The organism is Undibacterium sp. Di26W (assembly GCF_049340265.1).
Classification (GTDB): Bacteria; Pseudomonadota; Gammaproteobacteria; order Burkholderiales; family Burkholderiaceae_D; genus Undibacterium.
Map to the genome: position 1 here is coordinate 103,136 of NZ_JBMPOR010000021.1, position 23,244 is coordinate 126,379.

The window sequence follows — 23,244 nt, forward strand, 5'->3', positions numbered from 1 at the left end:
GAACTTGGTGGGTAGAAAGCCCGCAAGTGTAGGAAAGCGATATGACAAGACCGTGTAATGAAGATGACCGTTTTGTGACACTACAACAAAAAAACGGAGCATCAAGCTCCGTTTTCTCTTGCAGAAAGAAGACTATTATTTCATTGCCTTGCATTCGGTTTTATTGCCCTGCATGCGACATTCGGTAATCAGCTTGCCCTGCTTGTTCCAGGCCTGGACTTTCCAGCTTTGCTGCTCCCGTTCCATGGTCATGAAACCAACGTCATTGGAATTGCTGAAATGATCGAGCTTTGCCTCGGTGTAGGGCGTGGCAGTGGCTTCCAATGGCGTTGGCAAAGTGGTATCGAGTGAAGAACCGCCATTGCCAGACACAAATTGCACAGGTTGACCACTACTGAAGGTGAGTGCTTCAAACAAGTGCACATGGCCCGCCAGGGTAGCCTGTACCCTGGATGGAAACAGGCGTGTGCTGTTCAGCGTTTGCATGATGTCTTGCATGGCCAGATTGCCTGGGTAGATTTTCAACTCACCTCCTTTTTTGGATTCGGCAGCAAAACCCAGTACCGGATGATGATCAATGAAGAGATTGAAGTCCGCGGTTTCTGCCAGTTTGTTGACTGCCTTGAACTGCTCCATATACAACTGATAGGCAGCATCGGTTTTTGCTATTGGCTTGTTGGGCACTTTGGCAGAATCAAAGACGATGAATTGTGCCTGCTCGCTGCCGACCCGGCCCAAAGGTACGGCATAGGGGGCGCTGTAATCGCCACCCTGGTCATCTTGCTCGGCGATGCAATCACGACCCGCCTGCAAAGTACGCGGGTCCATCAGGCGCCACCAGCCCTGGCCTGCCCGCGTGCAGGATTCATGATTGCCGCGCACGACTATCCAGGGTGCGGTTTTCAGCAAAGCGGCGGCGGGGGAAAAGAAATCAGCCTGCCAGGTATCCCAGCCATAACCCCAGGGGCTGCCGGCACATTCCTTATTACCTTCGGGACAGGCATTTTCGCGGTAATGGTAATCACCCACATGTACCACCAGGTCAGGTTTGAAACGGGCCGCGGTTTCCACCATTTCACGGAAAGCCCATTTTTCACTGTCATTGCAAGACTGGAAGTAATTGTCCTTCGATTTCAAACGACAACCCGTATCACCGATCACTACAATTTTTTGCGTTACCGCTTTCGGTAAAGGCAAAGCATGACCCGCGATACTGGCGGCTTTGGTGCTCGCCGGTAATACTGCATCACAAGTCAGGACCGGGAAAGCAGATGCCTTGCTGTCTACCGGGTCGCTGGCGGTCTTGCGCACAGGCAGGGTAGCAGCAGCCGCGCGTATCTGCATGGGCTGGGCCACACCATCTTGCATCAGGGTCGGGCATGCGGTATTTGTGGTGACGGCGCGGGCGATCGCCTGGCCATTTTCACCCAATACCACCCACGCTGCCTGCAACTTGCCAGCCGGTTCATTTTGCGTAGGCACAGTGCCGCACGCAGCCAGCAGGCTGACAAGCGTCAGGCTGGAAATCACACGCAGTCTTTGCGTCATACTGAAGCTCATTATTTTCTCTCCCATGAAGTAATACTATCCTTGCCGCACAGCTTAATGCAGAATCATGTCCGCTTGATGAAGGTCTGTCCGGTACTGATTTAAGTGTGTCCCAGCGCCTCATACGTCAGGCGTTTGAAATCAAATGAAAACGGGTGCCAGAAGCTCATCAGTCTTTGCGTCATCAGTACACCGGCAATATTGTGACGTGGTGATATCCACCAATGCGTACCGGCGATGCCACCCCATTCAAATTCACCCCTTGCTGCTGGCGGGTCGATTGATGAAGGCTGCAGGGTTACAGCACCACCCAGGCCAAATCCTTTGCCAGGCACTGCACCGACGCCGGGAAAAGCTATCCCGGTACCTGCTGGCAACTGGTTCTGCATCATCAGCTTGATAGTCGCGGCTTGCAGCAGAGTATCGCCATCCGGCATGAAACTGCGCATCAGGGCCAGCGTGTCATGGATGCTGGAAACCAGTCCACCACCACCCGACAAACGCGCCACCGGCGTGACAAAGGCACCGGGATACGGTGATTTGTCGAGCTTGCGCAAACCGCGTTGCAGGATATTTTGCGGATCAGTACCCGCATAATAAGACGCCAGGCGATCACGCTTGTGTTCGGGTACGACAAAACTGGTGTCATGCATGGCCAGGGGATTGAGTATGCGCAATTGCAGGAAGCGATCAAAACTCATGCCGCTGACCACTTCCACCAGCCGCGCCAGCACGTCGGTGGCGATCGAATATTCCCAGGCTGTGCCCGGATGAAAGCTCAAGGGCAGTTCGGCCAGCACATCCATCATGTCGGCCAGACTGGTGAAGGCATTCAATACCCGTTTTTCATTGTAGGTCTTGTACATCAGCGTGCCGTGATCCAGCAATCCATAGCTGAGTCCGGAAGTATGGTTCAGCAATTGCCTGATGGTGATCTTGCTGCGTGACGGTTCGGTGTCATCCAGACTGGTGGCACCGGGTTTCAATACCTGACGCTGTGCCAGTTGCGGCAAGAATTCTTCAGCGGGCTGATCCAGTTCCAGCTTGCCCTCTTCCATCAAGAGCAAAACCGCCATCGAGGTAATCAGCTTGGTATTGGAAAACACGCGAAACAGGTGGTCCTCGCGCATGGGCGTCTGGCTTTCGCGGTCTGCCCAGCCAGTGCAATGCTGATGCACCAGTTCGCGCCCGACCAGAACGGCGGTCGATACGCCGGCCAGGATTTCCCTGTCCACATATTTTTGCATTGCTGCATTTACCTTGCTGAAATCGTAAGTCATAGTCTGAACTGTGCGGACATCAAAAAACAGCTATCTTACTACGCAGTTGGTACATAGTTAGTCGTGCCACTCCGTGAACAAAGGGCTTGAATGCAAAACTTTCATCAGCCAAGCATGAATTGCCAACTGAAAAATACCAGCAGACCAACGATGATGGTAGCCAGTTGATGGCGTGTTGCGGCGCAGACCATGACAGCCACTGAGGCGGCCACCAGTTGCGGATTACGCCAGCTCAATTCCAGTTCTTGTCCGTGCGGCGACAATATCATGGGGACGATAATGGCTGTCAGCACCGTCACCGGCACAAAGTCCAGCGCCTTGCGCACATTGGCAGAAAACATCACGCGGTCACCCAGCATGAAGATCAGGGCCTTGACCAGGAAAGTGATGACAGCCATGCCCAGTATGGTTAATGTGGTGCTCATGCTGTCTCCGCTTCTTTTTGCTTATTTGTACTGAATCTGGACGACAGCATGCCCGTACCCACACCAGCCACCACGGCAACCAGCAAACCCAGTTTGTAAGGCAAGCCCTGCAATGCATAGGCACTGCTGCCAGCCACGACGGCTGCCAGCAAATGCGGTCGCCGGTATAACTGCGGCACCACAATGGCAATGAAAGTTGCCACCATGGCAAAGTCCAGCCCCAGAGTCTGTAATTTCGGGAAAATCGCACCAAACAACAAGCCAACCAGCGTCCAGCACTGCCAGTTGGCGTACATGGACAAGCCAGATCCCAGGAAATACCAATGCCCGTCTTTGGCATGATGATGCTCGCGATAATAGCGATCGACCACGGCAAAGGTTTCATCCGTCAGCAAAAATCCCAAGGCCCAGCGCCAGCGGCGCGGCAAATGACGCACGTAGGGCATCAGTGAAGCCGCATACAGCATATGGCGCAGATTCACGATCAGGGTCGCCAGCCAGATCACCAACATGCTGGCATGCCCGGCAATCAGACCAACGGCAATGAACTGGCTGGAACCGGCAAATACCGACAGCGACATGAGTTGCCCCTGCCAGGCACTCAATTGTGCGGTAGCAACCAGGGTGCCAAATATCATGCCGAAAGGGGCTGCGCCCACCAGCATGGGCACGGTATCGCGCACACCGGCGGTAAATTTGGTCAAACGGGAAGAAGCGTGCAAAGGAGGCATCCTTTTGAATCCCTTTTAATATGGATATGGAATCATGCCCGTTTCGGGAAATTTGCGCTTGTACGATCTTGCGCTTTGACGGTGCTGACGAGAAAAAAATCAATTTCCCTGGCCAACAGCAATTCTGCATCCCTAAAGAGCGGGGGCAGCGTTTTATATTATATGTACCATGTGTTCAAGGCGGGAGGATGGCAAGCTGGCAGAATTCTTGCTGCATGTAGTGGGTAAGACCTGCATGATTGATGCTTGAAAACAACGTGAGCGGGCAGTCTGCTGCGAATTTCAACATGACTGCCAATTGCCCAAGATCATTACAAGGCGCCTGCCATGTAAATGACGCAGAGATTTTGAGTTTGGGCGGTTGACACACTTATAATATGATGCAAATGATGCGCATGCCGTACACGTGATGTTGAGCGACCTGCTTACTCTCTACTCTTGACTCTCCACCTTTGTTACGAAAGGATAAAGTGAATTCTGCCGCTCCGCCAAGCTTGCCCCGACTGCAACTGAAAGGCATCTCCAAACGCTATCCGGCGGTCATTGCCAACGACCAGGTTGACCTGCAAGTGGCACCGGGTGAAATCCATGCGGTACTGGGTGAAAATGGCGCTGGCAAGTCGACACTGATGAAGATCATCTTTGGTGCCGTAAAACCTGATGCCGGTACACTGCGCTGGAATGGTGAAGAAATCAGGATCACGACACCGCAAGATGCACGCAAGCTGGGCATTGCCATGGTGTTCCAGCATTTTTCTTTGTTCGATACCCTGACCGTTGCCGAAAACATTGCGCTTGGGCTGGACAAGAACGTCAATATGCAAGCGCTGGCAGAACAAATCGCCCAGACTGGCGACAAGTATGGGCTGGAACTGGAACCGCACCGCCATGTGCATACCCTGTCAGTCGGTGAAAGACAGCGGGTGGAAATCGTGCGGGCCCTGCTGACCAAACCGCAATTATTGATACTGGACGAGCCCACTTCAGTGCTGACACCGCAGGCCGTGCAAAAGCTGTTTGTGACCCTGCGCCAGATTGCAGCCGAAGGTTGCAGCATCCTGTATATCAGCCACAAGCTGGATGAAATCCGTGAACTCTGTCATTCAGCCACTGTCATGCGGGGCGGCAAAGTGACTGGGCATTGTGACCCGGCCCAGGAAACTGCCGCCAGCCTGTCGCGCATGATGATAGGTGAAGACTTGCCACCATCGACAGAGACCGGCGAATGCATACTAGGTGACTCACGCCTGCTGCTCTGTGGCCTGAGTCTGCCCAAGGCGCATGCGTTTGCGACCGCACTGTATGACATCGATATGGAAGTATTTGGCGGTGAAATCGTCGGCATCGCTGGTGTATCCGGCAATGGCCAGCAGGAATTGCTGGCCGCCCTGTCTGGCGAAGACCGTCGTGCCAACGCCAGAATGATACGGCTGAAAGGCAAGCTGGTCGGCAACCTGGGGCCAGAAGCACGCCGCAGCCTGGGCCAGAGCCTGGTGCCAGAAGAAAGACTGGGCCGTGGTGCCGTACCGGAAATGAGCCTCACCAACAATATGCTGCTGTCACATCAGCATGGACAATTCGTGCGCTATGGGATGATCGACTTTCGCCATACCATGCAGGCGGCGGCAAATATCATCAGCCGCTTTCGTGTCAAGGCATCTGGCCCGGCGGCACTGGCGCGCAGTCTGTCTGGCGGCAACCTGCAAAAATTTATCGTCGGCCGCGAGATCACGCGGCAGCCGGATGTCTTCATCGTCGCCCAGCCCACCTGGGGGGTGGATGTGGGTGCTGCAGCCCAGATCCATGCCGAAATTCGCCAGTTGAAACAGGCTGGCTGTGCCGTGCTGGTGATTTCTGAAGAACTGGATGAATTGTTTGAACTGTGCAACCGCATGCACGTGATTGCCAAGGGACGTTTGTCGCCATCGATCGCCACGGCCACCGCCACGCGCGAAAAAATAGGCTTGTGGATGAGCGGCCTGTGGAAAGACGGAGAAACTGCCGAAACCGTATCGCTGGGCAAGACCCGCCGCCGCAAAGGAGGGGAGCATGCTTAAGCTGGAATTACGCGCCGGCAGCTCGCGCAGCATGGCATATTTTTCGCCGGTACTGGCGCTGTTGCTGACCATCTTTTTTGGTGCCCTGCTGTTCATGGCCCTGGGTAAAAACCCTTTGACTGGCTTGCAGGTATTTTTGATCGAACCGATACGCAGCAAGGCCGCGATTGCCGAATTATTGCTGAAGACCACCCCGCTGGTACTGTGCGCGCTGGGGCTGTCAGTCTGTTACCGTGCGAATGTCTGGAACATCGGTGCCGAAGGCCAGTTGATAGCCGGTGGCCTGGCAGCGGGCAGCACCATCCTGTTTTTTGATACCGGCGTATCTGGTATGCCTGGTATGCCTGGTACGACTGGCCTGGCTGGTGGCACGGTGCTGGTACTGGCTACCTGCGCCGGCGTGGTCGGTGGTGCACTCTGGGCCAGCATTACCGCGTTATTGCGTGACCGCTACAATGCGAATGAAATCCTGGTGTCGCTGATGCTGACTTATATTGCACAACTGCTGTTGATGTATGCCGTGAATGGCCCGCTGAAAGACCCGGCTGGCATGAATTTTCCACAATCCAAGGTATTTTCCAGCGATTTTTTATTACCGCATCTGTTCCAGGGCAGCCGCCTGCATGTCGGCTTTATCGTCATGCTGATTGCCAGCGGGCTGATGGCGATCTTTGTGTATCGCAGCTTTGCGGGTTATCGCCTGACCGTGGGTGGGCTGGCACCGCTGGCGGCACGCTATGCCGGTTTTTCCAGCCGCAAAGCCTTGTGGCTGTCACTACTGATTTCTGGCGGCTTTGCCGGTATGGCGGGCGCATTTGAAGTGGCTGGCCCCATCGGCCAGGTCTTGCCTTCGATTTCACCCGGCTATGGCTTTGCTGCCATCATCGTCGCTTTTATTGGCCGCCTTAACCCCATAGGCAGCATATTTGGCGGTCTGGTGCTGTCACTGTTTTATCTGGGGGGCGAGATGGCGCAATCACGGCTCGGTCTGCCGTCTGCCATCACCGGCCTGTTCCAGGGCATGCTGCTGTTTTTGCTGCTGGCCTGCGATACCCTGATCAATTACCGCCTTCGCTGGCAGAAATAAGCGACCATGGAAAATTTTGCTGCGCTGATCGCCGCCTCCATCAATTCCGGTACGCCCTTGCTGATTGCTGCACTGGGCCTGCTGATCAATGAACGTGCAGGTGTGCTCAATCTTGGTGCCGAAGGCATGATGCTGGTGGCCGCGATTGTCGGCTTTGCCGTTGCCCACCAGACCCATATGCCGTGGCTGGGCTTTGTCGCCGGTGCCGTCGCCGGTATGCTGATGGCCACCCTGTTTGCCTGGCTGGCGCTGGTGCTGGCGACCAACCAGGTCGCTACCGGGCTGGCACTATCCATCTTTGGCGGCGGCCTGTCGGCCTTTATCGGGCAGTCTTTTGTCGGCCAGTCCCTGCCGGCTGGCGGACATGGCATACCATATCTGTCTGATATCCCGTTCCTGGGCAAGGCCTTGTTCGACCAGCATGGCATCGTGTATTTCAGCCTGCTACTGTGCGTGGCGATTGCCTGGTTTTTGTATCGCAGCCGGGCGGGCCTGATCTTGCGCGCCGTTGGTGAATCGCCTGAATCTGCCCATGCCCTGGGCTACCCGGTGCGCAAAATCCGTTATATAGCCCTGCTGTTCAGTGGTGCCTGTTGCGGCGTAGCGGGGGCGTACCTGTCTGTGGTCTACACACCGATGTGGGTGGAAGGCCTGGTAGCCGGGCGTGGCTGGATAGCCCTGGCCCTGACCACTTTTGCCACCTGGCGCCCGGCACGCGTCTTGCTCGGTGCCTTACTGTTTGGTAGTGTAACGATATTGCAGTTCCATTTTCAGGCGATAGGCATTGCTGTTCCTTCAGAAATCCTGTCCATGCTGCCGTATCTGGCGACCATCGTGGTGCTTATACTGATTTCGCGCAATCCAGACTGGATACGCCTGAACATGCCGGCATCGCTGGGGAAACCTTTCCGTCCGGGGTCTGCCTGACGGTATTATGGGATAAATTGATTGTTGTATTTTTCGTTTCAAGAAACTTTGTCATCCACGTTTCATCAATACTAGGAAGCTCACCATGAAAATTTCTCGCAGAAAAACCCTGACAGCCGGACTGTCCCTGGCGATTGTTGGAATTGCTGGGACTATGGGTCTTGCCGCTTGTGGTCAGAAAGAAGAAAGCAAGCCTGCTTCCGCTGCTTCGGCTGCGCCAGCCAGTGTAGCAGCTGTCCCTGCCGCCCCCGAACCCTTGAAGGTCGGCTTCATCTATGTTGGCCCGGTTGGGGACGCAGGCTGGACATTTGCACATGATGTCGGCCGCAAGGCGGTCGAAGCAAAATATGGTGACAAGGTCAAAACCACCTTTGTTGAAAATGTACCAGAAAGCGCAGCCGATGCTGAACGTGTGATCCGCGACCTGGCCACCCAGGGTAACAAGGTGATCTTCGGTACCACCTTCGGCTACATGGAAGCCATGCTGAAAGTGGCGAAAGACTTTCCGGATGTCAAATTCGAACACGCCACCGGCTACAAAACTGCAGACAACATGGCGCAATATGATGTGCGTACCTATGAAGGTGCTTATCTCGCAGGTATCGCCGCTGGCAAAATGAGCAAATCCGGCAAGCTGGGCGTCGTTGCGTCCATCCCTATTCCTGAAGTGCTGCGCAATATCAATTCCTTCACTCTCGGTGCCCGCTCGGTGAACCCCAAAGCCACTACCAAGGTAGTCTGGGTTAACAAATGGTTTGATCCGGGCAAGGAACGTGAAGCCGCCACCACCCTCATTGGCCAGGGTGTGGATGTGCTGATGCAAAATACTGACTCTGCCGCCGTGGTACAAACTGCCGAAGAAAAAGGCGTGTACGCCTTTGGCTGGGACAGCGACATGAGCAAATTCGGCGCCAAGGCCCACCTGGCGGCATCCGTCATCGACTGGGGGGTGTATTACACCAAACGCGTTGGTGAAGCACTGGATGGTAAATGGAAATCAGACACCACCTGGTGGGGCCTGAAAGAAAACATGATAGACCTGAAAAACTTCAACGCCAGCCTGTCTGATGACGTGAAAAAACTCATCGCCGACAAACGCCAAGGCGTCATCGACGGCACAGGTCCAATCTGGAAAGGCCCGATCAAGGACAACACCGGCAAGGAAGTGCTGGGCAAGGACGCCGTCGCTGACGACAAGTTTTTGCATGATGTGAAGTTTTATGTCGAGGGTGTAGAAGGAAAGGTTCCGGGCTGATGTAGGGTGTCAATACAAAATTGATCTGTAGGTTGGGCTACGCCTCATCAGCCCAACACTGGGCCTCAACAAACGTATACGTTATTTAAACGCCGAGTGTTGGGCTGGTAAACCGTAGCCCAACCTACGATCCCACCTACACCATCACCTTCGCCGAAGCCTCAGCCACTATCCTTCTTAACCACTGCACTTCCGCTACTGCATGTGCACGTTCATGCCAGAGCATGAAGAATTTCATTCTGGGTACGGTGATGGGCAGGACTTCTATCGATCAGTCTTTGGCACATTGCACGGCAAAGCTGCGGCTGGTGGTGAGGATCAGGTCTGTGCGGGCCAGCACATAGAGCACCATGCCAAAGTAAGGGATGAATGACCATCTACATCTTGCTGCCACTGCAGATGGCAAGATGAGTAAATCTGGTCGCATCGGTCTGTATCTTTATCTTCATTTGCTTGCCGGAACTTATTCCCAATCTGCGTGACTCCATTGCCGTCACGACACATTCAGCGGCGTTTATCTAATCAGAAAACCTACCTCATAGATTAATCACTTGACCATCATCGATACGTGGTACATTGAACTGCGATCTTTTTAATCTCAGCCAGTCTCACTATTCGTGCAGCGCTTTTTCGCGATGATGTTCCAAAGACAAAATCTCCCATAGTTACATACACAAGTATTGAGTAACATCAAAGTGGGAGTGCTATTGAACACCTCAAACACCCAGTCATTGGCGAAATCGCTGACTGGTATACGCGGTCTTGATGAAATTACCGAAGGTGGATTGCCCAAAGGGCGTCCCAGTCTGATATGTGGCAATGCCGGATGTGGCAAAACCATCCTGGGCATGGAATTCTTGTTGCATGGAGCGCTCGATTATGGGGAACCCGGTGTCTTTGTTTCATTTGAAGAAACCGATGAAGACTTGACCAGCAATTTCAATACACTAGGCTATGACCTCAGGGATCTGGATACCAGGAAGCTATTATCAATTGAGTATATCTACATTGAACGCAGTGAAATAGAAGAAGCTGGCGACTACAATCTGGATGGACTTTTCATTCGACTCGGTCAGGCGATCGATGCAATTGGCGCGAAGAGGATAGTACTCGATACCATAGAAGTGTTATTTGGCGGATTGTCGAATACAGCGATCCTGCGCGCAGAATTACGCCGTCTGTTCAGGTGGCTCAAAGAAAAAGGCGTGACGGCCATCGTCACCGGTGAACGCGGAGAGCGTACCCTGACCCGTTATGGCCTGGAAGAATATGTCGCCGATTGTGTGATCCTGCTGGATCTCAGGGTCGAAGAACAAATCGCCACCCGACGCCTGCGCATAGTCAAATACCGTGGCAGTGAACACGGTGCCAATGAATACCCCTTCCTCATCGACAAACAAGGCATCTCGATATTGCCGATCACCTCTCTTGGCCTTGATCATACAGTATCAGATGAAAGAATTTCCAGCGGGATTCCACGCCTCGATACCATGCTCAGCGGAGAAGGTTATTTCCGTGGCAGTTCAATTCTGGTATCTGGCACTGCCGGTTCGGGCAAAAGCAGTGTAGCGGCCAAATTCGTTGAGGCGGCCTGTGGTCGTGGCGAAAACTGTCTGTACTTTGCCTTTGAAGAATCACCACAGCAAATCATGCGTAATATGCTCTCCATCGGGATAGACCTTGCCCCCTGGGTTGAGCAAGGGCTGCTGCGCTTTCATGCATCACGCCCTTCCGTGCATGGGCTGGAAATGCATTTGGTCACCATGCACAAGCTCATTCTTGAATGCAACCCCGCCCACGTGGTGGTGGACCCGATATCGGCGTTAACTGTGGTTGGTTCAGACACAGAAGCCAAATCGATGTTGACACGCCTGATCGACTTTCTCAAGACCCGCAAGGTCACCACTTTGCTGACCGGTTTAACCCATGTCGGCGATAAACTGGAAGCAAGCAACGAAGAGATTCCATCCCTGATCGATACCTGGTTGAGCCTGCGTGATATTGAGCATCAGGGCGAGCGTAATCGTGGCATGTACATCTTGAAATCACGCGGCATGGCGCACTCTAACCAGATCCGCGAATTTATTTTGAGTAGCAAAGGCATAGACCTGTTCGATGTTTATCTGGGCCCGAAAGGTGTCCTGACTGGCGCTGCCCGTGTCGGACAGGAAGCGCTGGACAGATCCAACGTCGTGTCACGTCAACATGACATCCAGCGCAAGAAGCGTGAATATGAACATAAGCGACAGGCACTGGAAGCCAACATCGCGGCACTACGCGAAGAATTTGATACTGCCACCGAAATCATAGAAAGTCTTTCGGAAGAAGAAAAACAAAGGGACGCAGTCATTATTCATGACCGCGCCGATATGGCAAAACTAAGACGTGCTGATTTGACTGCTCTTTAGAAAAGAGGCCTGCATCATGCTTAAATTAATTACAGGAACTGGAAAAATGCCGCTATCGATGACGAATACCGTGAGTAAAAAATGGATGCTACGTCTCTACGTTGCCGGTCAAACCCATAAATCCGCCGTCGCACGTGCCAATCTTCACAAAATTTGTGAACAACATATGCCAGATAAATATCATGTCGACGTCATCGATTTATTGGAAAACCCGCAATTGGCAAAGGTAGACCAGATTCTGGCCATCCCGACCCTGGTGCGTGATATGCCCATGCCCTTGAGAAAAATTATTGGTGATCTTTCCAATACCGAAAGAGTATTGATGGGACTGGATGTGCATGCCGCTGATACGTGACGGGCTGCATAAAAATGTACCTGTAATTTCCCTTTGGCGCTGACCTTCCTGTATGCGCAGCAAGGCGCACGGAACATTTGTTCGAAGAGCATAGGGCTGCGCATTATGTTTGAATTGTGAATCTTTATCACGCCTTTTTTCAAAAAGAGGAGTGATGGGATGGTAATGGCGGCTTGGTACAGGACTCTTCACTTCTATCAAACGCGTAACTGACGACATGCATGACACACCGTGTCTGCTGCAGTAAGCTGATCAAATGGAGTACCTATGAGCGATGCTTCAAGCGTGCTTCATTTACTGCCGGATTCATCCACCGAAATGGACTCCTTGCGCACGCGCCTGCGCGAAGCAGAGGAAACACTGGATGCTATACGCTATGGACGCGTTGACGCCCTGGTGATATCAAAAAATGACGAAGAAAAGATTTTCACCCTGCAAGGTGCTGAACACACCTATCGCCTGATGGTCGAAGCGATGAACGAAGGAGTAATAACGCTGGCAAGTGATGGAACCATACTGTATTGCAATCGCTGTTTCTCCGATATGCTGAAAATACCTCTGGACAAGATCGCCGGGAATTTACTGCAGAAATATGTTGCCCCAGCCAATATGGCCATGGTGGAAAAAATGTTGCAGGGTGTGGAAACCGAAAAAGCAGAGATATGGTTGTCCGATGCCGATGGCAAGAACCTGCCGGTTTTCCTGTCTCCCCAGATACTGCAAATCAAGGATGAACCAACCATCATCTACATGGTTGCCATGGATTTGACATCTCACAAACAATACGAAGCCAGGCTGGAATATCTGGCCAACTATGATGCCCTGACTGGCCTCGCAAACAGGAACCGCCTGCATGATCGCCTGAAGCAGGCGATCCTATCTGCAGAACGTTATAAACACCAGGTCACGGTGGCTTTTATTGACGTCGACCTGTTCAAATTCATCAACGACAGTCTGGGCCATCATGTGGGTGATGAATTACTCAAGGCTGTGGCTGCGCGATTGAAGTCCTGTATGCGCGAGAATGACACAGTGGCCCGCCACGGCGGCGATGAATTCGTGGTGGTGATTGACCATTCAGATGAGGCCGTCATTTCCTTGCTGATGTCAAGGATACTGGCTTCGGTCGCTGAACCTATCATGGTAGAAGAGCGTGAATTGCAGGTTACCTGCAGCATCGGTTTCAGCCTCTATCCTATCGATGGTCTGGATGCAGATACGCTACTAAAAAATGCCGATGCGGCGATGTATCGCGCCAAAGAGCAAGGGCGCAACAATGTACAGTTTTATACAGAAGAATTGAATCAAAAGATACGCAAAAGACTCTCCATGGAATCCATGCTGCGGCATGCTTTGGAGCGCGATGAGTTTTTCCTGCATTACCAGCCGCAGGTTTCCCTGCAAACTGGAGCTATCGTCGGCGTGGAGGCATTGATACGATGGAATCATATGTCGGAAGGAGTAATTTCACCGGTAGACTTCATCCCTCTGGCGGAAGAGCTGGGCTTGATCGTCCCTATTGGTGAATGGGTACTTCGTACCGCCTGCGCACAAATGCAGGCATGGCACAAAGCCGGTTTCCCCAAGATCAGCGTTGCAGTCAATTTGTCCGCACGCCAGTTCAAGCAACAGGATTTGGCAGAAGTCGTTGCCCGTGTATTGCAAGAGACTGGCCTGAACCCAGCTTATCTGGATCTGGAACTCACCGAAAGCATGATGATGCACAATGTTGAGTCAGCGGCTGTCACGCTGGGCAAACTCAAACATATGGGTATCAAGTTGTCTATCGACGATTTTGGCACCGGATATTCAAGCCTGAATTATCTGAAGCGCTTTCCTATCGATTTTTTAAAAATCGACAAATCCTTCGTCAAAGATATTACCAGTGACCCCGATGATGCCGCAATTGCCTGTTCCATCATTGCGCTGGCCCATAGCCTCAGGCTAAAAGTGATTGCCGAAGGTGTCGAGACGGAAGGCCAACTGGCCTACCTCAGATCCCATTCTTGCGACGCAATACAAGGTTATTATTTTAGCCGCCCACTGTCGCCCGCTGCATGCGAACAATTTTTTTTGCAAGGCAAACAGTTGCCGTTGAGCTTCAGCAGACAATCCACCTCCGGAAAAACAATGCTGATTGTAGATGCTGAAACCAGCATAGTAACTGCTTTGCAGCGTCTGTTTCGTCCCGATCATTATCATATTCTTGCTGCTTCAACCGCCAGTGCAGCTTTCGATTTACTGGCTTTGCATGACGTGCAGGTAGTTATTTCTGATCACCGTACAAAAGATATGAGCGGCACCGAATTTTTGAGCAAGGTCAAGGATCTGTATCCAGATACTATCCGCATCATGCTTTCGGGTTATACCAATCTCGATTCTGTCATCACTGCCATCAATTGCGGTGCCATTTACCGATTTTTTACCAAACCCTGGGACGATGTAATGCTACGCAAGGACATACGCGAGGCATTCGAACACCACGGACTGCTGCATGAAGCAAAATCATGCGAGTGAGATAATTATCCTAGGCCATCACCTTGGCCGATGCCTCCGCCACTATCCGCCTTAACCACTGCACTTCCGCCGCTGCATGTGCACGTTCGTGCCAGAGCATGAAGAATTTCATTTTGGGTACGGTGATGGGCATGGGCAGAACTTCTATCGGCCAGTCTTTGGCACATTGCACGGCAAAGCTGCGGCTGGTGGTGAAGATCAGGTCGGTGCGGGCCAGTACATACGGCACCATGCCAAAATAAGGGATGGTCATCTGTATCTTGCGCTTCAGGCCCTGCTCTGCCAGCGCGCTATCGATAATGCTGCGGTGGCCCATCATGTAGGGTGTCGGGGCCAGGTGGGCCATCTCCAGATAATACTTGATCGACAGACCCTTGCTGACGACCGGATGCTTGCGGTGCACCATGCACACCACTTCATCTTCAAACAGTTGTGCCAGATGCAGATGTTGCGGCAGGTCTGGCCAGTTGCCGATGACGCAGTCGAGTTCGCCGGTTTCCAGCGCATTGGCATAATCAAAACCGGCATTCAGTGCATGTACGGTCAGGCCCGCATTCGGTGCCTGCTCACGCAGTTTTTCTATGATCAGCGGGATCAGCAAGGCACTCAGGTAATCAGGTGCGCCCAATTGGAAAACGCGCTGGGTCGATGCCGGCATGAAGGCAGGGGCCGGGCTGGCGATGCTTTCCATCACGTTCAAGCCCTGGCGGGCCAGCAGCAATAATTCTTCGCCACGTTCGGTGGCAGTCATGCCATTTTTACCGCGTACCAGGATAGCGTCACCGGTGATTTCCCGCAGACGTTTCAGCATATTGCTGATGGCGGGTTGCGATTGCCCCAGCTTCATTGCAGTACGGGTCACGCTGCGCTCGGTCAGCAGGGTATGCAGGACACGCAATAGATTGGTATCAAGCTGATCAACCAGGCGCTGGTTCATGCTGCCGCCTGCGGCACTGGCTGAGGCAGACATACTGCCAGAGGCAATACATCACCATCGACAAAGACCAGGATCTGGCCCGATTCACACTGGGTCCAGTGTTCATTGGTGGTCAGCGGTTCGGTGACGATGATGGCGACCTTGTCGGCAGGCGTGGTGACCTGGGAAAAATCTACGGCCACATCTTCATCCGTCAAGGCTGCAGTACTGAAGGGGTGCTGGCGCACGATGTAGTACAGCTTGGTGGAACAATGGGTGAACAAGGCCTCACCATTCGACAACATCATGTTGAAGGTACCAAAGCTGGCAATTTCTGCCGTGATCTCGTGCATGAACGATGCGAGTTGCTGTACCGATGGCAATTGCTCGCCAAAATGACGGCGCATGCGTTGCAGCAGGTAGCAAAATGCCCGTTCACTATCGGTATTGCCAACCGGCTGAAAACTGCCGTCCAGCACCGGGTGAAATTCTTTCAGGTCGCCATTGTGGGCGAATACCCAGTAACGCCCCCAGCATTCGCGCACAAAAGGGTGACAGTTTTCCAGGCTGACCTGGCCCTGAGTGGCCTTGCGGATATGCGCGATGACGTTTTTGGATTTGATGGGATAACGCTTGATCAGCTCGGCCACCGGCGAATCCACCGCCGACTGGTGATCGACAAACAGGCGCACGCCGCTGCCTTCAAAGAAAGCGATACCCCAGCCGTCCTTGTGCTCGTCCGTCAAACCGCCACGCGTAGCAAACCCGGTAAAACTGAAGACAATATCAGTCGGGGTATTGCAGTTCATTCCAAGTAATTGACACATGATGCAAATAGTGAAAACAGTTTGCACATACCTTACCATAGGCAAACCCGCTTATTATTCCCAAAGAGATAAGATTTTTGTGATTCCTTATGCTATTTGTGCTCAGGGTACGTTGCCATATCTTTTATACAAGTGAATGACAGGTACACCGCGACACAATCTGTAGCAATCATGCCTGCGGTAAATGACTTACAATTTGACCGTAGACCTGACGCATAGTGAAGCAGATAATCTACCCATGGCCTGACTTCAGGCTGATAAAGGAATCTATCATGCAAAACTTCAGCACCGACGCCTTATTGCTGGCCGTACCTGAGTTAAAAGATGTGGCGCCCAAGCACTACCAGGATTTGATCTACCAGGCAGAACAGGCGACATCAAAGACACGCAAGCCGTTCTGGCGTGAATTGATGATAGGCCTGACCATCTTCATGACTGTGTATCTGTCCACACAGTTGTTGGGTTCCAGCTCGATCTGGGTCAGCGGCGTGGTCACTTTTGCCAGTACGCTAACATCCATATTCGTGATTGACCTGCTCTACTTCCGCAAGCTGAAGCCTGCCATTATCGCGCGTCTGGCAAAAATCAAGACTTAATCCGTAGATCAAGTCTTGAGGGCAAACACTTTTTGGAATTCGCGTTTGCCCTTGCTTGTCAGCGCCAGTGCCCGGCTGTCCAGATCACGCTCCAGCCAGGCATGACTCAGCAATAAATTCAATAAAGCTGCGCCCAGTGCGCCACCCAGATGTGGTGTGCGCTCACTCCAGTCAAGGCAGGAACAGGCAAACCTGCGTCTGGCCTTGCGTGTGGTAGCCACATCCAGCCCCAGTTTTTCCAGCGCAAGCACACCTTCGGCTGTCAGTTCATAGGCGGTTTCTTCCCCTTCCACAGTGATGATCCAGGCTTGCTGTAACAGATAATCATGCACACCCACCGCAACTTCACCTGCCATATGGTCATAGCAGGTGCGTGCCTTGCGCAGACGGTCTGGCGTGTTTGGCACAAAACGCGGCCTGGGCAAGCCAGCAATCAATAACAGGGATTCCAGCGCATTCGCCACTTCGGTGCTGGCCAGTTGGTAATAGCGGTGCTTGCCCTGCGCCACCACATTCACCAGATGCTGTTCCAGCAATTTGCTTAAATGTACACTGGCTGTGGAAGGGCTGACTTCGGCCACTGTTGCCAGTTCGGTACTGGTGCGGGCGCGCCCATCCATCAGGTTACACAGCATGCGGGCGCGGGCTGGCTCGGCGATCGCACCGGCCAGCCTGGCTAATTGGGTATCAGCATATTCTGCATTCATACTTTGATGGTAGACGAATTGTTCAATGCAAACAAGCCCTATACTGCATCACATCACCTACCTATCCAGCACAGCCATGACCCAGCCAGACACCATCACCATCCTGAATGCCGCCAGCCATTCTGACCCCTACCCGTATTACGCCAGCCTGCGGCAGGGCCCAGCCCTGGCCTACGAAGCTGAATTCAAATGCTGGGTGGCCAGCCGGGCAGATGTGGTGCAACAAGTACTGGAATCAGCCACCTGCGCCGTCAGGCCAACAGCCGAACTGGTACCGAGCGCTATCGCGGGTGGTTCAGCCGGAGACATATTCGCCCATCTGATGCGCATGAACGAAGGCCAGCCCCATACCCAGCCCAAACAAGTCATGCAAGGTGCATTGCGCCAGCTGGATTTGTCGGCTATTGCTGCACACACCCGACAGCATGCACAGACACTGTCCACACACTATGCGCTGGACGATGGTCAAGGTTTAAACCAGTACCTGTTCGACTTGCCCATCCATGTCATGGGCAGTACCCTGGGCTTCAGGCAGGAGGCATTGGCCATGCTGGCCACATGGATGGCTGATTTTGTACGCTGCCTGTCACCACTAAGTACGCCGCCACAAATCGAGACTGCGCATGCAGCAGCACAGGCTTTGCAAGCGAGTTTTCGCCAACTGCTACAAGACAGTACAGCCAAGCCAGACAGTTTCCTGGCGCGCCTGCAGGCAGATGCGCAGCAGCAGGGCTGGAACAATGCAGATGCATTGCTGGCCAACCTCATAGGCTTGTTATCGCAGACCTATGAAGCAACAGCCGGCCTGGTGGGCAATAGCATCATCGCCTTGCAGCAACGACCAGACCTGTTGCATGGGCTGTGTGAAGAGTCTGCTAAGCAGCCGCAAAGCATAAAAGACCTGGTTGCAGAAGTTGCCCGCCATGATGCCCCGGTACAAAACACGCGGCGCTTCGTCACACAGGCATGCGAAATTGCAGGACAGGCTTTGCAAGCTGGTGATGTGATCGTGGTCTTGCTGGCGGCAGCCAATCGTGATGAATCAGCCAACCCCGATGCAAATAACCTGCAACTGGACAGGCCCAACCGCAAGGTCTTCAGCTTTGGTCATGCGCGCCACGCCTGCCCCGGTCAGGCGATTGCCGAACAGATTAGCGCCTGCAGTCTTCACCATCTGTTAACAAGCAGCGAGATTGACTGGGGTAAATTAAGTTGGACTTACCGCCCTTCGCTGAATGGTCGCATTCCGGTATTCAATCATATCCCTAAGGAGACACCATGATCGCCGTTATATTTGAAGTCATCCCCCATGCAGACAATAAGCAGGAATACCTGGACATCGCCGCCGGGCTGGCACCCTTGTTACAGCAGATGGATGGCTTTATCTCGATAGAACGTTTTCAAAGCCTGGTTGATCCGGCCAAGATTTTATCGCTGTCTTTCTGGCGCGATGAAGCTGCTGTTGCCAACTGGCGCAATACCGAAGAACACAGGGCTGCACAGACGCAAGGGCGCGGCCATGTGTTTGCCGCTTACCGCCTGCGCATTGCCGCCGTGGTACGTGATTACGGCCTACATGAAAGAGAACAGGCACCTGCGGACAGTCGCAATGTCCATGGTTAAAAAATAGAAAGCACAACATGTCCGCACTTGATCTTTACCTTAAAGAACACTACCTGAACAAGGCGAAATTTGCCGCAGTCTGCAATTGCACGGCCACAGAGATCGATACCCTGATACAGGCCCAGCTATTGCCCGCCCCATCGTATGTGGTGACAGAAAGCGCCAGGATCTACTCTGCTGTTTTTGGTGAAATGGATGCAGCCGGAACTGATGCAGGTGAGTATTTTCACCCGGCCAATGCCGTGTGGTACAACAAGGCGCAAGCGGCGATTGCTGCACACGGCGATCAGGCGGCTCAAGTATTCAGGCAAAATTTCATGCAAGAGTTTGTTGATGCCATCACCGAACTGAATACCACGCTATGGCATGTGCAAGACAGTTTTACCAGCGATGGCGCGGTCATCAGCGCAGGCTTGCAAACACGTGCCGATTTTGCCTGGCAACATTTTTTAATGGGCACGTTCAGCCTGTGCGTCGCCAACCCGGTATCTGCGGCAGCGATAGCACGCAAAGAAATATTACAAGAAAAATTGAGCGCCCTGACCGACCATGGCAACAAACGTATTTACAGTACCGCAGAAGCCAAAGACCTGCTGCCACTAGTCGATGATTATGCCCACGCAGCCATGTGGTTTTCACCGGCAGAATACCCACGTTGCAGCCGCAAGCGGCTGGTGGACGATTTGCGTCCCCATTTGCTGACGGCAATCGCGGCATAAATAAACAGCCCGGCATATCGACGCAGCTTGACAGGGTAGTTTTCTTCAATACGCGGCATGCGTGGCCGGGTATAAGTTTGTGTACCGACCAACTTATACCTCTACGCTTATGTTGAAACTCTATCTCTCCATGGCGGCCTTTGCATTGGCTGCATCCATTTCACCCGGCCCTGTGAATGTTGTAGCGCTGCGTTCCGGTACGCAATACGGCTTTCGCGCTAGCCTTGCGCATGTCAGTGGCGCAACCATAGGTTTTACGGTTTTATTATTGTTAACCGGACTGGGCCTGCATGAATTATTGAATGTAATCCCTGCGCTGACACAGGTCATACAATGGGCAGGGGTCGCTTTTTTATTGTTCCTGGCTTATAAGCTGGCTGTCGACAATGGGCAATTGCAGGTGGATGAACAGGGTAAGGGCCCGTCTGCATGGTATGGCGCGCTGATGCAATGGCTGAACCCCAAAGCCTGGCTGGCATCCATCGCCGGTATGGGTGCCTATGCGGCGAATGGTGATACCAGCATGGTGTGGCATTTCACCATCATCTATTTTTTCATTTGCTATGCATCGATTGCCGCCTGGGCGTATGCAGGCACGGCCTTGCGCCAGCTATTCAGGCGGCCTGCCCTGATGCGTGCTTTTAATCGCAGCCTGGCGGTGATGTTATTGATCAGTGCAGTCTATTTGATGCTCACTTGATGCTGATCTGATGCTGACTTGACGGTGGGCAGTTAAGCCAGATACTGACCCGGCGTCGCCGCCAGCATGCGTTTAAACACACGCTGAAAATGTGCCTGGTCTGCAAAGCCCGCATCCAGTGCAGCTTCGGCAATGGTGGCACCGTTCTTCAATCGCTCTTGCGCATATTGCACGCGGCGATTGATCAGGTAGGCATGCGGCGTCATGCCATATTGTTTTTTAAATGCGCGGAACAGGTAAGAGGCCGACAACCCGGCCTGCGCAGAAATATCGTCCAGGCTCAGGTCTTGCGTGCAATACATATCGATGAAGTCTGCCGCCAGTTTAAGCTTGCCATTTTCTATTGGCAATTCTGGTGTCGCTGCCTGCAGGCGCTTTTGCACTTCAGAAAAATACTGAATCGCACTGCCCTGCTTGTGCAAGAGTTCTGCATCATCGGCTATCAGTGCCTGATACAGCTCCAGCAAGCCTGCATACAATACCTGGTCATTACTGACTGCGGTCGCGTATCCCTTAAAAACCTGGCCCGTTTCCCCTTGCAAATCCGCCAGCCAGGTAGCATCCACATACAGCATGCAATATGCCCAGGGCAAATCTTCCAGTGGATTACAGGCATGCACACAACCCGGATTGATAATAACCACACTGCCCGCTGCGACACGGTAGGCATCGTCGCCATGCATAAAGCTGCTCTCCCCTTCAATAATGGCACCGATAGAAAACAGCTTGTGTGCATGCCTGTCATAACTGACCCGACGACCATCTGCCAGATAGCGTGCCTCAATAAAAGGCAGCCTGTCGTCGCGCCAGAAGCGCGGGGTAAATTCTGGCAGGGTCTTTTCAGTGGGCTTGGGCATTTTTTACGTCAGCAGGGTTGCCAGTTCTTACTTCCCAATACAAAACCGCGAAAAAATCACCCCCAGCAAATCATCCGACGTAAATTCTCCGGTGATGCTGTTCAGGCGGTCCTGGGTCAGGCGCAGTTCTTCGGCGAACAAATCCAGTGACTGGTCGTTCTGTGCTGCATATTCTGCGGCGTTTTGCAAATGTTCATGTGCATGCTTGAGGGCGATCAGGTGGCGTTCGCGTGCCAGGTAGAGCGTTTCCCCGGTCTGTTCCCAACCGGCGATGCGCAGCAGTTCTTTGCGTAACAGATCGATGCCTGTGTGTTCATGGGCTGACAGGTAGATGTGCGTGGCATCAGACATTTCATCGACGCTAGCGTGGTGGCCGGACAAGTCTATCTTGTTCCAGATGCGTATCACCGGCACGCCTTCTGGGAAGCGGGCGACGATGGCTTCATCAGCACGTGTCGGGCCACGACTGGCATCCAGCAGATGCAGGATGACGTCGGCCTTTTCAACCTCGGCCCAGGTGCGTTCTATGCCTATACGTTCTACCGTGTCGATGGCATTGGCGGTCTGGCCCTCTTCGACTTCGTCATGCTCATGGCGTATGCCGGCGGTGTCGATGATGTTGAGGGGGATGCCTTCGATATGGATGGTTTCGGTCACCTTGTCGCGGGTGGTACCGGCGATGGGGGTGACGATGGCGACATCATCGCCAGCCAGCACATTCAGCAAGGATGATTTGCCGACATTCGGCTGGCCTGCCAGCACCACGTTCAAACCGGCGCGCAGCAAGGCACCCTGGGCTGCCTGTTCAAACACTTTTTGCAGCGCTGCCTGTATGGTCGCCAACTGGCCACGGGCATTGGATTTTTCCAGGAAGTCGATTTCTTCTTCCGGAAAATCCAGCGTCGCTTCTACCAGCATGCGCAGGTGCACGACTTTTTCTACCAGTGCGTGGATGACTTTGGAGAATGCACCGGACAGCGATTGCGATGCCGATTTGGCGGCCGCCTCGGTCGATGCTTCGATCAGATCAGACACGGCTTCTGCCTGCGCCAAATCAAGCTTGTCATTCAAAAAGGCGCGCTGGGTAAATTCGCCCGGCTCTGCCAGACGTAAACCCGCATCCTTGCCAGCCTCCAGGCAACGCGACAGCAGCATCTGCATGACGACAGGGCCGCCATGGCCTTGTAGTTCCAGCACGTCTTCACCGGTATAAGAATGCGGTGCCTTGAAATAAATGGCGATGCCCTGGTCAATGACAGTGCCGTCAGCCTGGGTAAACGGCAGATAACTGGCATGGCGCGGCTTGAATTGGGTAGTGCCGAACAGGGCCGTGACAACCGGGGCAAGGTCTTTGCCGGAAATACGCACGACACCGATGCCACCACGCCCGGGGGCGGTGGCTATTGCGGCGATGGGAATGGGGTCATAGATCATATTGAAATTCTATCTGTGCTTGCAACCTATGGGTGCAATTTAGTGTGTGTTGCTGTGACGCAAATGCGACAAGGGTTTATGTCTTGTCGATATTATCCCCTCCCCTTCAAGGGGAGGGTTAGGGTGGGGATGGGTTTCGGTTGATCAACTTGTAGTGGTCTAATAATAACGGACACCGAGATAGGTGGGATAATTCACTTATTGAGGAAAAGAGATGAAAGCAAAAAGAAGAACATTTGAGATTGGCTTTAAGTTGCAAGTTGTCCGTATGGTGA

At 53.1% G+C, this 23,244-nt stretch carries 22 protein-coding genes; 12 read left to right on the top strand and 10 right to left on the bottom strand.

What is annotated here, in order from left to right; genetic code table 11:
- Nucleotides 1–135: 135 nt before the first annotated feature.
- The 4 genes from ACO0LM_RS21450 to ACO0LM_RS21465 all read right to left on the bottom strand — a co-directional run bounded on the left by ACO0LM_RS21450 (nt 136) and on the right by ACO0LM_RS21465 (nt 3,984).
- Entirely contained in the window at nt 136–1,560 is a 1,425-nt protein-coding gene (locus ACO0LM_RS21450; RefSeq protein WP_423039750.1) for a metallophosphoesterase family protein, read from the bottom strand.
- 89 nt (nt 1,561–1,649) lie between these two features.
- A complete protein-coding gene (locus ACO0LM_RS21455) occupies nt 1,650–2,795 on the bottom strand; it encodes a serine hydrolase domain-containing protein (protein WP_423039752.1) in 1,146 nt (381 codons plus the stop codon).
- A 137-nt stretch (nt 2,796–2,932) separates the two neighbouring features.
- On the bottom strand, nt 2,933–3,253 hold the full coding sequence (locus ACO0LM_RS21460; RefSeq protein ID WP_423039754.1) for an AzlD domain-containing protein: 321 nt from the start codon (nt 3,251–3,253) through the stop codon (nt 2,933–2,935).
- Nucleotides 3,250–3,984 carry an AzlC family ABC transporter permease gene (locus ACO0LM_RS21465; RefSeq protein ID WP_423039756.1) on the bottom strand — a complete coding sequence of 245 codons (735 nt, stop codon included), beginning with the start codon at nt 3,982–3,984 and terminating at the stop codon, nt 3,250–3,252. The genes ACO0LM_RS21460 and ACO0LM_RS21465 overlap by 4 nt, the downstream gene beginning before the upstream one ends.
- 470 nt (nt 3,985–4,454) lie before the next feature.
- On the opposite strand from ACO0LM_RS21465, the gene ACO0LM_RS21470 reads away from it, so the two are divergent.
- The 4 genes from ACO0LM_RS21470 to ACO0LM_RS21485 all read left to right on the top strand — a co-directional run bounded on the left by ACO0LM_RS21470 (nt 4,455) and on the right by ACO0LM_RS21485 (nt 9,310).
- Nucleotides 4,455–6,041 carry an ABC transporter ATP-binding protein gene (locus ACO0LM_RS21470; RefSeq protein ID WP_423039758.1) on the top strand — a complete coding sequence of 529 codons (1,587 nt, stop codon included), beginning with the start codon at nt 4,455–4,457 and terminating at the stop codon, nt 6,039–6,041.
- Nucleotides 6,034–7,128: an ABC transporter permease gene (locus ACO0LM_RS21475; protein WP_423039760.1), complete on the top strand. Its 1,095-nt coding sequence runs from the start codon at nt 6,034–6,036 to the stop codon at nt 7,126–7,128. Before ACO0LM_RS21470 ends, ACO0LM_RS21475 begins: the two co-directional genes overlap by 8 nt.
- Before the next feature lie 6 nt (nt 7,129–7,134).
- Complete coding sequence (locus ACO0LM_RS21480) at nt 7,135–8,055, top strand: ABC transporter permease (RefSeq protein WP_422983820.1); 921 nt, start codon at nt 7,135–7,137, stop codon at nt 8,053–8,055.
- Between the two features lie 85 nt (nt 8,056–8,140).
- Entirely contained in the window at nt 8,141–9,310 is a 1,170-nt protein-coding gene (locus ACO0LM_RS21485; protein WP_423039762.1) for a BMP family ABC transporter substrate-binding protein, read from the top strand.
- A gap of 271 nt (nt 9,311–9,581) precedes the next feature.
- Here the strand turns inward: ACO0LM_RS21485 and ACO0LM_RS21490 are convergent, their stop codons facing one another.
- The gene (locus tag ACO0LM_RS21490) at nt 9,582–9,737 is read right to left on the bottom strand and encodes a hypothetical protein (RefSeq protein WP_423039764.1); all 156 of its coding nucleotides are present in this window, start codon (nt 9,735–9,737) and stop codon (nt 9,582–9,584) included.
- Nucleotides 9,738–10,017: 280 nt separating this feature from the next.
- On the opposite strand from ACO0LM_RS21490, the gene kaiC reads away from it, so the two are divergent.
- The 3 genes from kaiC to ACO0LM_RS21505 all read left to right on the top strand — a co-directional run bounded on the left by kaiC (nt 10,018) and on the right by ACO0LM_RS21505 (nt 14,590).
- Nucleotides 10,018–11,718 (top strand): circadian clock protein KaiC, encoded by a 1,701-nt coding sequence (kaiC, locus tag ACO0LM_RS21495; protein ID WP_423039766.1) that lies wholly within the window; start codon nt 10,018–10,020, stop codon nt 11,716–11,718.
- Nucleotides 11,719–11,734: 16 nt separating this feature from the next.
- Nucleotides 11,735–12,073 carry a circadian clock KaiB family protein gene (locus ACO0LM_RS21500; protein ID WP_423039768.1) on the top strand — a complete coding sequence of 113 codons (339 nt, stop codon included), beginning with the start codon at nt 11,735–11,737 and terminating at the stop codon, nt 12,071–12,073.
- A gap of 267 nt (nt 12,074–12,340) precedes the next feature.
- On the top strand, nt 12,341–14,590 hold the full coding sequence (locus ACO0LM_RS21505) for an EAL domain-containing protein (protein ID WP_423039770.1): 2,250 nt from the start codon (nt 12,341–12,343) through the stop codon (nt 14,588–14,590).
- 10 nt (nt 14,591–14,600) lie between these two features.
- Here the strand turns inward: ACO0LM_RS21505 and ACO0LM_RS21510 are convergent, their stop codons facing one another.
- Together ACO0LM_RS21510 and ACO0LM_RS21515 are read right to left on the bottom strand one after the other, a co-directional pair.
- Nucleotides 14,601–15,560, bottom strand: coding sequence for a LysR family transcriptional regulator (locus ACO0LM_RS21510; protein WP_423039772.1), 960 nt, complete (start codon nt 15,558–15,560; stop codon nt 14,601–14,603).
- Entirely contained in the window at nt 15,524–16,333 is an 810-nt protein-coding gene (locus tag ACO0LM_RS21515; RefSeq protein ID WP_423039792.1) for a class II glutamine amidotransferase, read from the bottom strand. Before ACO0LM_RS21515 ends, ACO0LM_RS21510 begins: the two co-directional genes overlap by 37 nt.
- 272 nt (nt 16,334–16,605) lie before the next feature.
- Here ACO0LM_RS21515 and ACO0LM_RS21520 point away from each other — a divergent pair, with 272 nt between their 5' ends.
- Nucleotides 16,606–16,929 (top strand): hypothetical protein, encoded by a 324-nt coding sequence (locus tag ACO0LM_RS21520; RefSeq protein WP_423039774.1) that lies wholly within the window; start codon nt 16,606–16,608, stop codon nt 16,927–16,929.
- A gap of 8 nt (nt 16,930–16,937) precedes the next feature.
- Here ACO0LM_RS21520 and ACO0LM_RS21525 read toward each other — a convergent pair whose 3' ends face one another.
- A complete protein-coding gene (locus tag ACO0LM_RS21525; RefSeq protein WP_423039776.1) occupies nt 16,938–17,636 on the bottom strand; it encodes an ArsR/SmtB family transcription factor in 699 nt (232 codons plus the stop codon).
- Nucleotides 17,637–17,661: 25 nt separating this feature from the next.
- Here ACO0LM_RS21525 and ACO0LM_RS21530 point away from each other — a divergent pair, with 25 nt between their 5' ends.
- The 4 genes from ACO0LM_RS21530 to ACO0LM_RS21545 all read left to right on the top strand — a co-directional run bounded on the left by ACO0LM_RS21530 (nt 17,662) and on the right by ACO0LM_RS21545 (nt 20,678).
- Entirely contained in the window at nt 17,662–18,918 is a 1,257-nt protein-coding gene (locus ACO0LM_RS21530; RefSeq protein WP_423039778.1) for a cytochrome P450, read from the top strand.
- Nucleotides 18,915–19,259 carry an antibiotic biosynthesis monooxygenase family protein gene (locus ACO0LM_RS21535; protein ID WP_422984395.1) on the top strand — a complete coding sequence of 115 codons (345 nt, stop codon included), beginning with the start codon at nt 18,915–18,917 and terminating at the stop codon, nt 19,257–19,259. Before ACO0LM_RS21530 ends, ACO0LM_RS21535 begins: the two co-directional genes overlap by 4 nt.
- A gap of 17 nt (nt 19,260–19,276) precedes the next feature.
- Nucleotides 19,277–19,978, top strand: a complete 702-nt coding sequence (locus ACO0LM_RS21540) for a DUF6058 family natural product biosynthesis protein (protein ID WP_423039780.1) — start codon at nt 19,277–19,279, stop codon at nt 19,976–19,978.
- A 112-nt stretch (nt 19,979–20,090) separates the two neighbouring features.
- Entirely contained in the window at nt 20,091–20,678 is a 588-nt protein-coding gene (locus ACO0LM_RS21545) for a LysE family translocator (protein WP_423039794.1), read from the top strand.
- Nucleotides 20,679–20,710: 32 nt separating this feature from the next.
- Here the strand turns inward: ACO0LM_RS21545 and ACO0LM_RS21550 are convergent, their stop codons facing one another.
- Both ACO0LM_RS21550 and mnmE read right to left on the bottom strand, forming a co-directional pair.
- Nucleotides 20,711–21,535, bottom strand: a complete 825-nt coding sequence (locus ACO0LM_RS21550) for an AraC family transcriptional regulator (RefSeq protein WP_423039782.1) — start codon at nt 21,533–21,535, stop codon at nt 20,711–20,713.
- Nucleotides 21,536–21,562: 27 nt separating this feature from the next.
- Complete coding sequence (gene mnmE / locus ACO0LM_RS21555) at nt 21,563–22,969, bottom strand: tRNA uridine-5-carboxymethylaminomethyl(34) synthesis GTPase MnmE (RefSeq protein ID WP_423039784.1); 1,407 nt, start codon at nt 22,967–22,969, stop codon at nt 21,563–21,565.
- Between the last annotated feature and the right edge of the window lie 275 nt (nt 22,970–23,244).

Excerpts from the sequence above, each read along its gene's own strand:
- ACO0LM_RS21540 (WP_423039780.1), top strand. The coding sequence starts at position 19,277 with ATGTCCGCACTTGATCTTTACCTTAAAGAACACTACCTGAACAAGGCG.
- ACO0LM_RS21515 (WP_423039792.1), bottom strand. The coding sequence starts at position 16,333 with ATGTGTCAATTACTTGGAATGAACTGCAATACCCCGACTGATATTGTC.
- ACO0LM_RS21520 (WP_423039774.1), top strand. The coding sequence starts at position 16,606 with ATGCAAAACTTCAGCACCGACGCCTTATTGCTGGCCGTACCTGAGTTA.
- ACO0LM_RS21510 (WP_423039772.1), bottom strand. The coding sequence starts at position 15,560 with ATGTCTGCCTCAGCCAGTGCCGCAGGCGGCAGCATGAACCAGCGCCTG.
- ACO0LM_RS21465 (WP_423039756.1), bottom strand. The coding sequence starts at position 3,984 with ATGCCTCCTTTGCACGCTTCTTCCCGTTTGACCAAATTTACCGCCGGT.
- ACO0LM_RS21480 (WP_422983820.1), top strand. The coding sequence starts at position 7,135 with ATGGAAAATTTTGCTGCGCTGATCGCCGCCTCCATCAATTCCGGTACG.
- ACO0LM_RS21505 (WP_423039770.1), top strand. The coding sequence starts at position 12,341 with ATGAGCGATGCTTCAAGCGTGCTTCATTTACTGCCGGATTCATCCACC.
- mnmE (WP_423039784.1), bottom strand. The coding sequence starts at position 22,969 with ATGATCTATGACCCCATTCCCATCGCCGCAATAGCCACCGCCCCCGGG.
- ACO0LM_RS21530 (WP_423039778.1), top strand. The coding sequence starts at position 17,662 with ATGCAAACAAGCCCTATACTGCATCACATCACCTACCTATCCAGCACA.
- ACO0LM_RS21450 (WP_423039750.1), bottom strand. The coding sequence starts at position 1,560 with ATGAGCTTCAGTATGACGCAAAGACTGCGTGTGATTTCCAGCCTGACG.
- ACO0LM_RS21535 (WP_422984395.1), top strand. The coding sequence starts at position 18,915 with ATGATCGCCGTTATATTTGAAGTCATCCCCCATGCAGACAATAAGCAG.
- ACO0LM_RS21455 (WP_423039752.1), bottom strand. The coding sequence starts at position 2,795 with ATGCAAAAATATGTGGACAGGGAAATCCTGGCCGGCGTATCGACCGCC.
- ACO0LM_RS21525 (WP_423039776.1), bottom strand. The coding sequence starts at position 17,636 with ATGAATGCAGAATATGCTGATACCCAATTAGCCAGGCTGGCCGGTGCG.
- ACO0LM_RS21550 (WP_423039782.1), bottom strand. The coding sequence starts at position 21,535 with ATGCCCAAGCCCACTGAAAAGACCCTGCCAGAATTTACCCCGCGCTTC.
- ACO0LM_RS21485 (WP_423039762.1), top strand. The coding sequence starts at position 8,141 with ATGAAAATTTCTCGCAGAAAAACCCTGACAGCCGGACTGTCCCTGGCG.
- ACO0LM_RS21500 (WP_423039768.1), top strand. The coding sequence starts at position 11,735 with ATGCTTAAATTAATTACAGGAACTGGAAAAATGCCGCTATCGATGACG.
- ACO0LM_RS21475 (WP_423039760.1), top strand. The coding sequence starts at position 6,034 with ATGCTTAAGCTGGAATTACGCGCCGGCAGCTCGCGCAGCATGGCATAT.
- ACO0LM_RS21460 (WP_423039754.1), bottom strand. The coding sequence starts at position 3,253 with ATGAGCACCACATTAACCATACTGGGCATGGCTGTCATCACTTTCCTG.
- ACO0LM_RS21490 (WP_423039764.1), bottom strand. The coding sequence starts at position 9,737 with ATGCGACCAGATTTACTCATCTTGCCATCTGCAGTGGCAGCAAGATGT.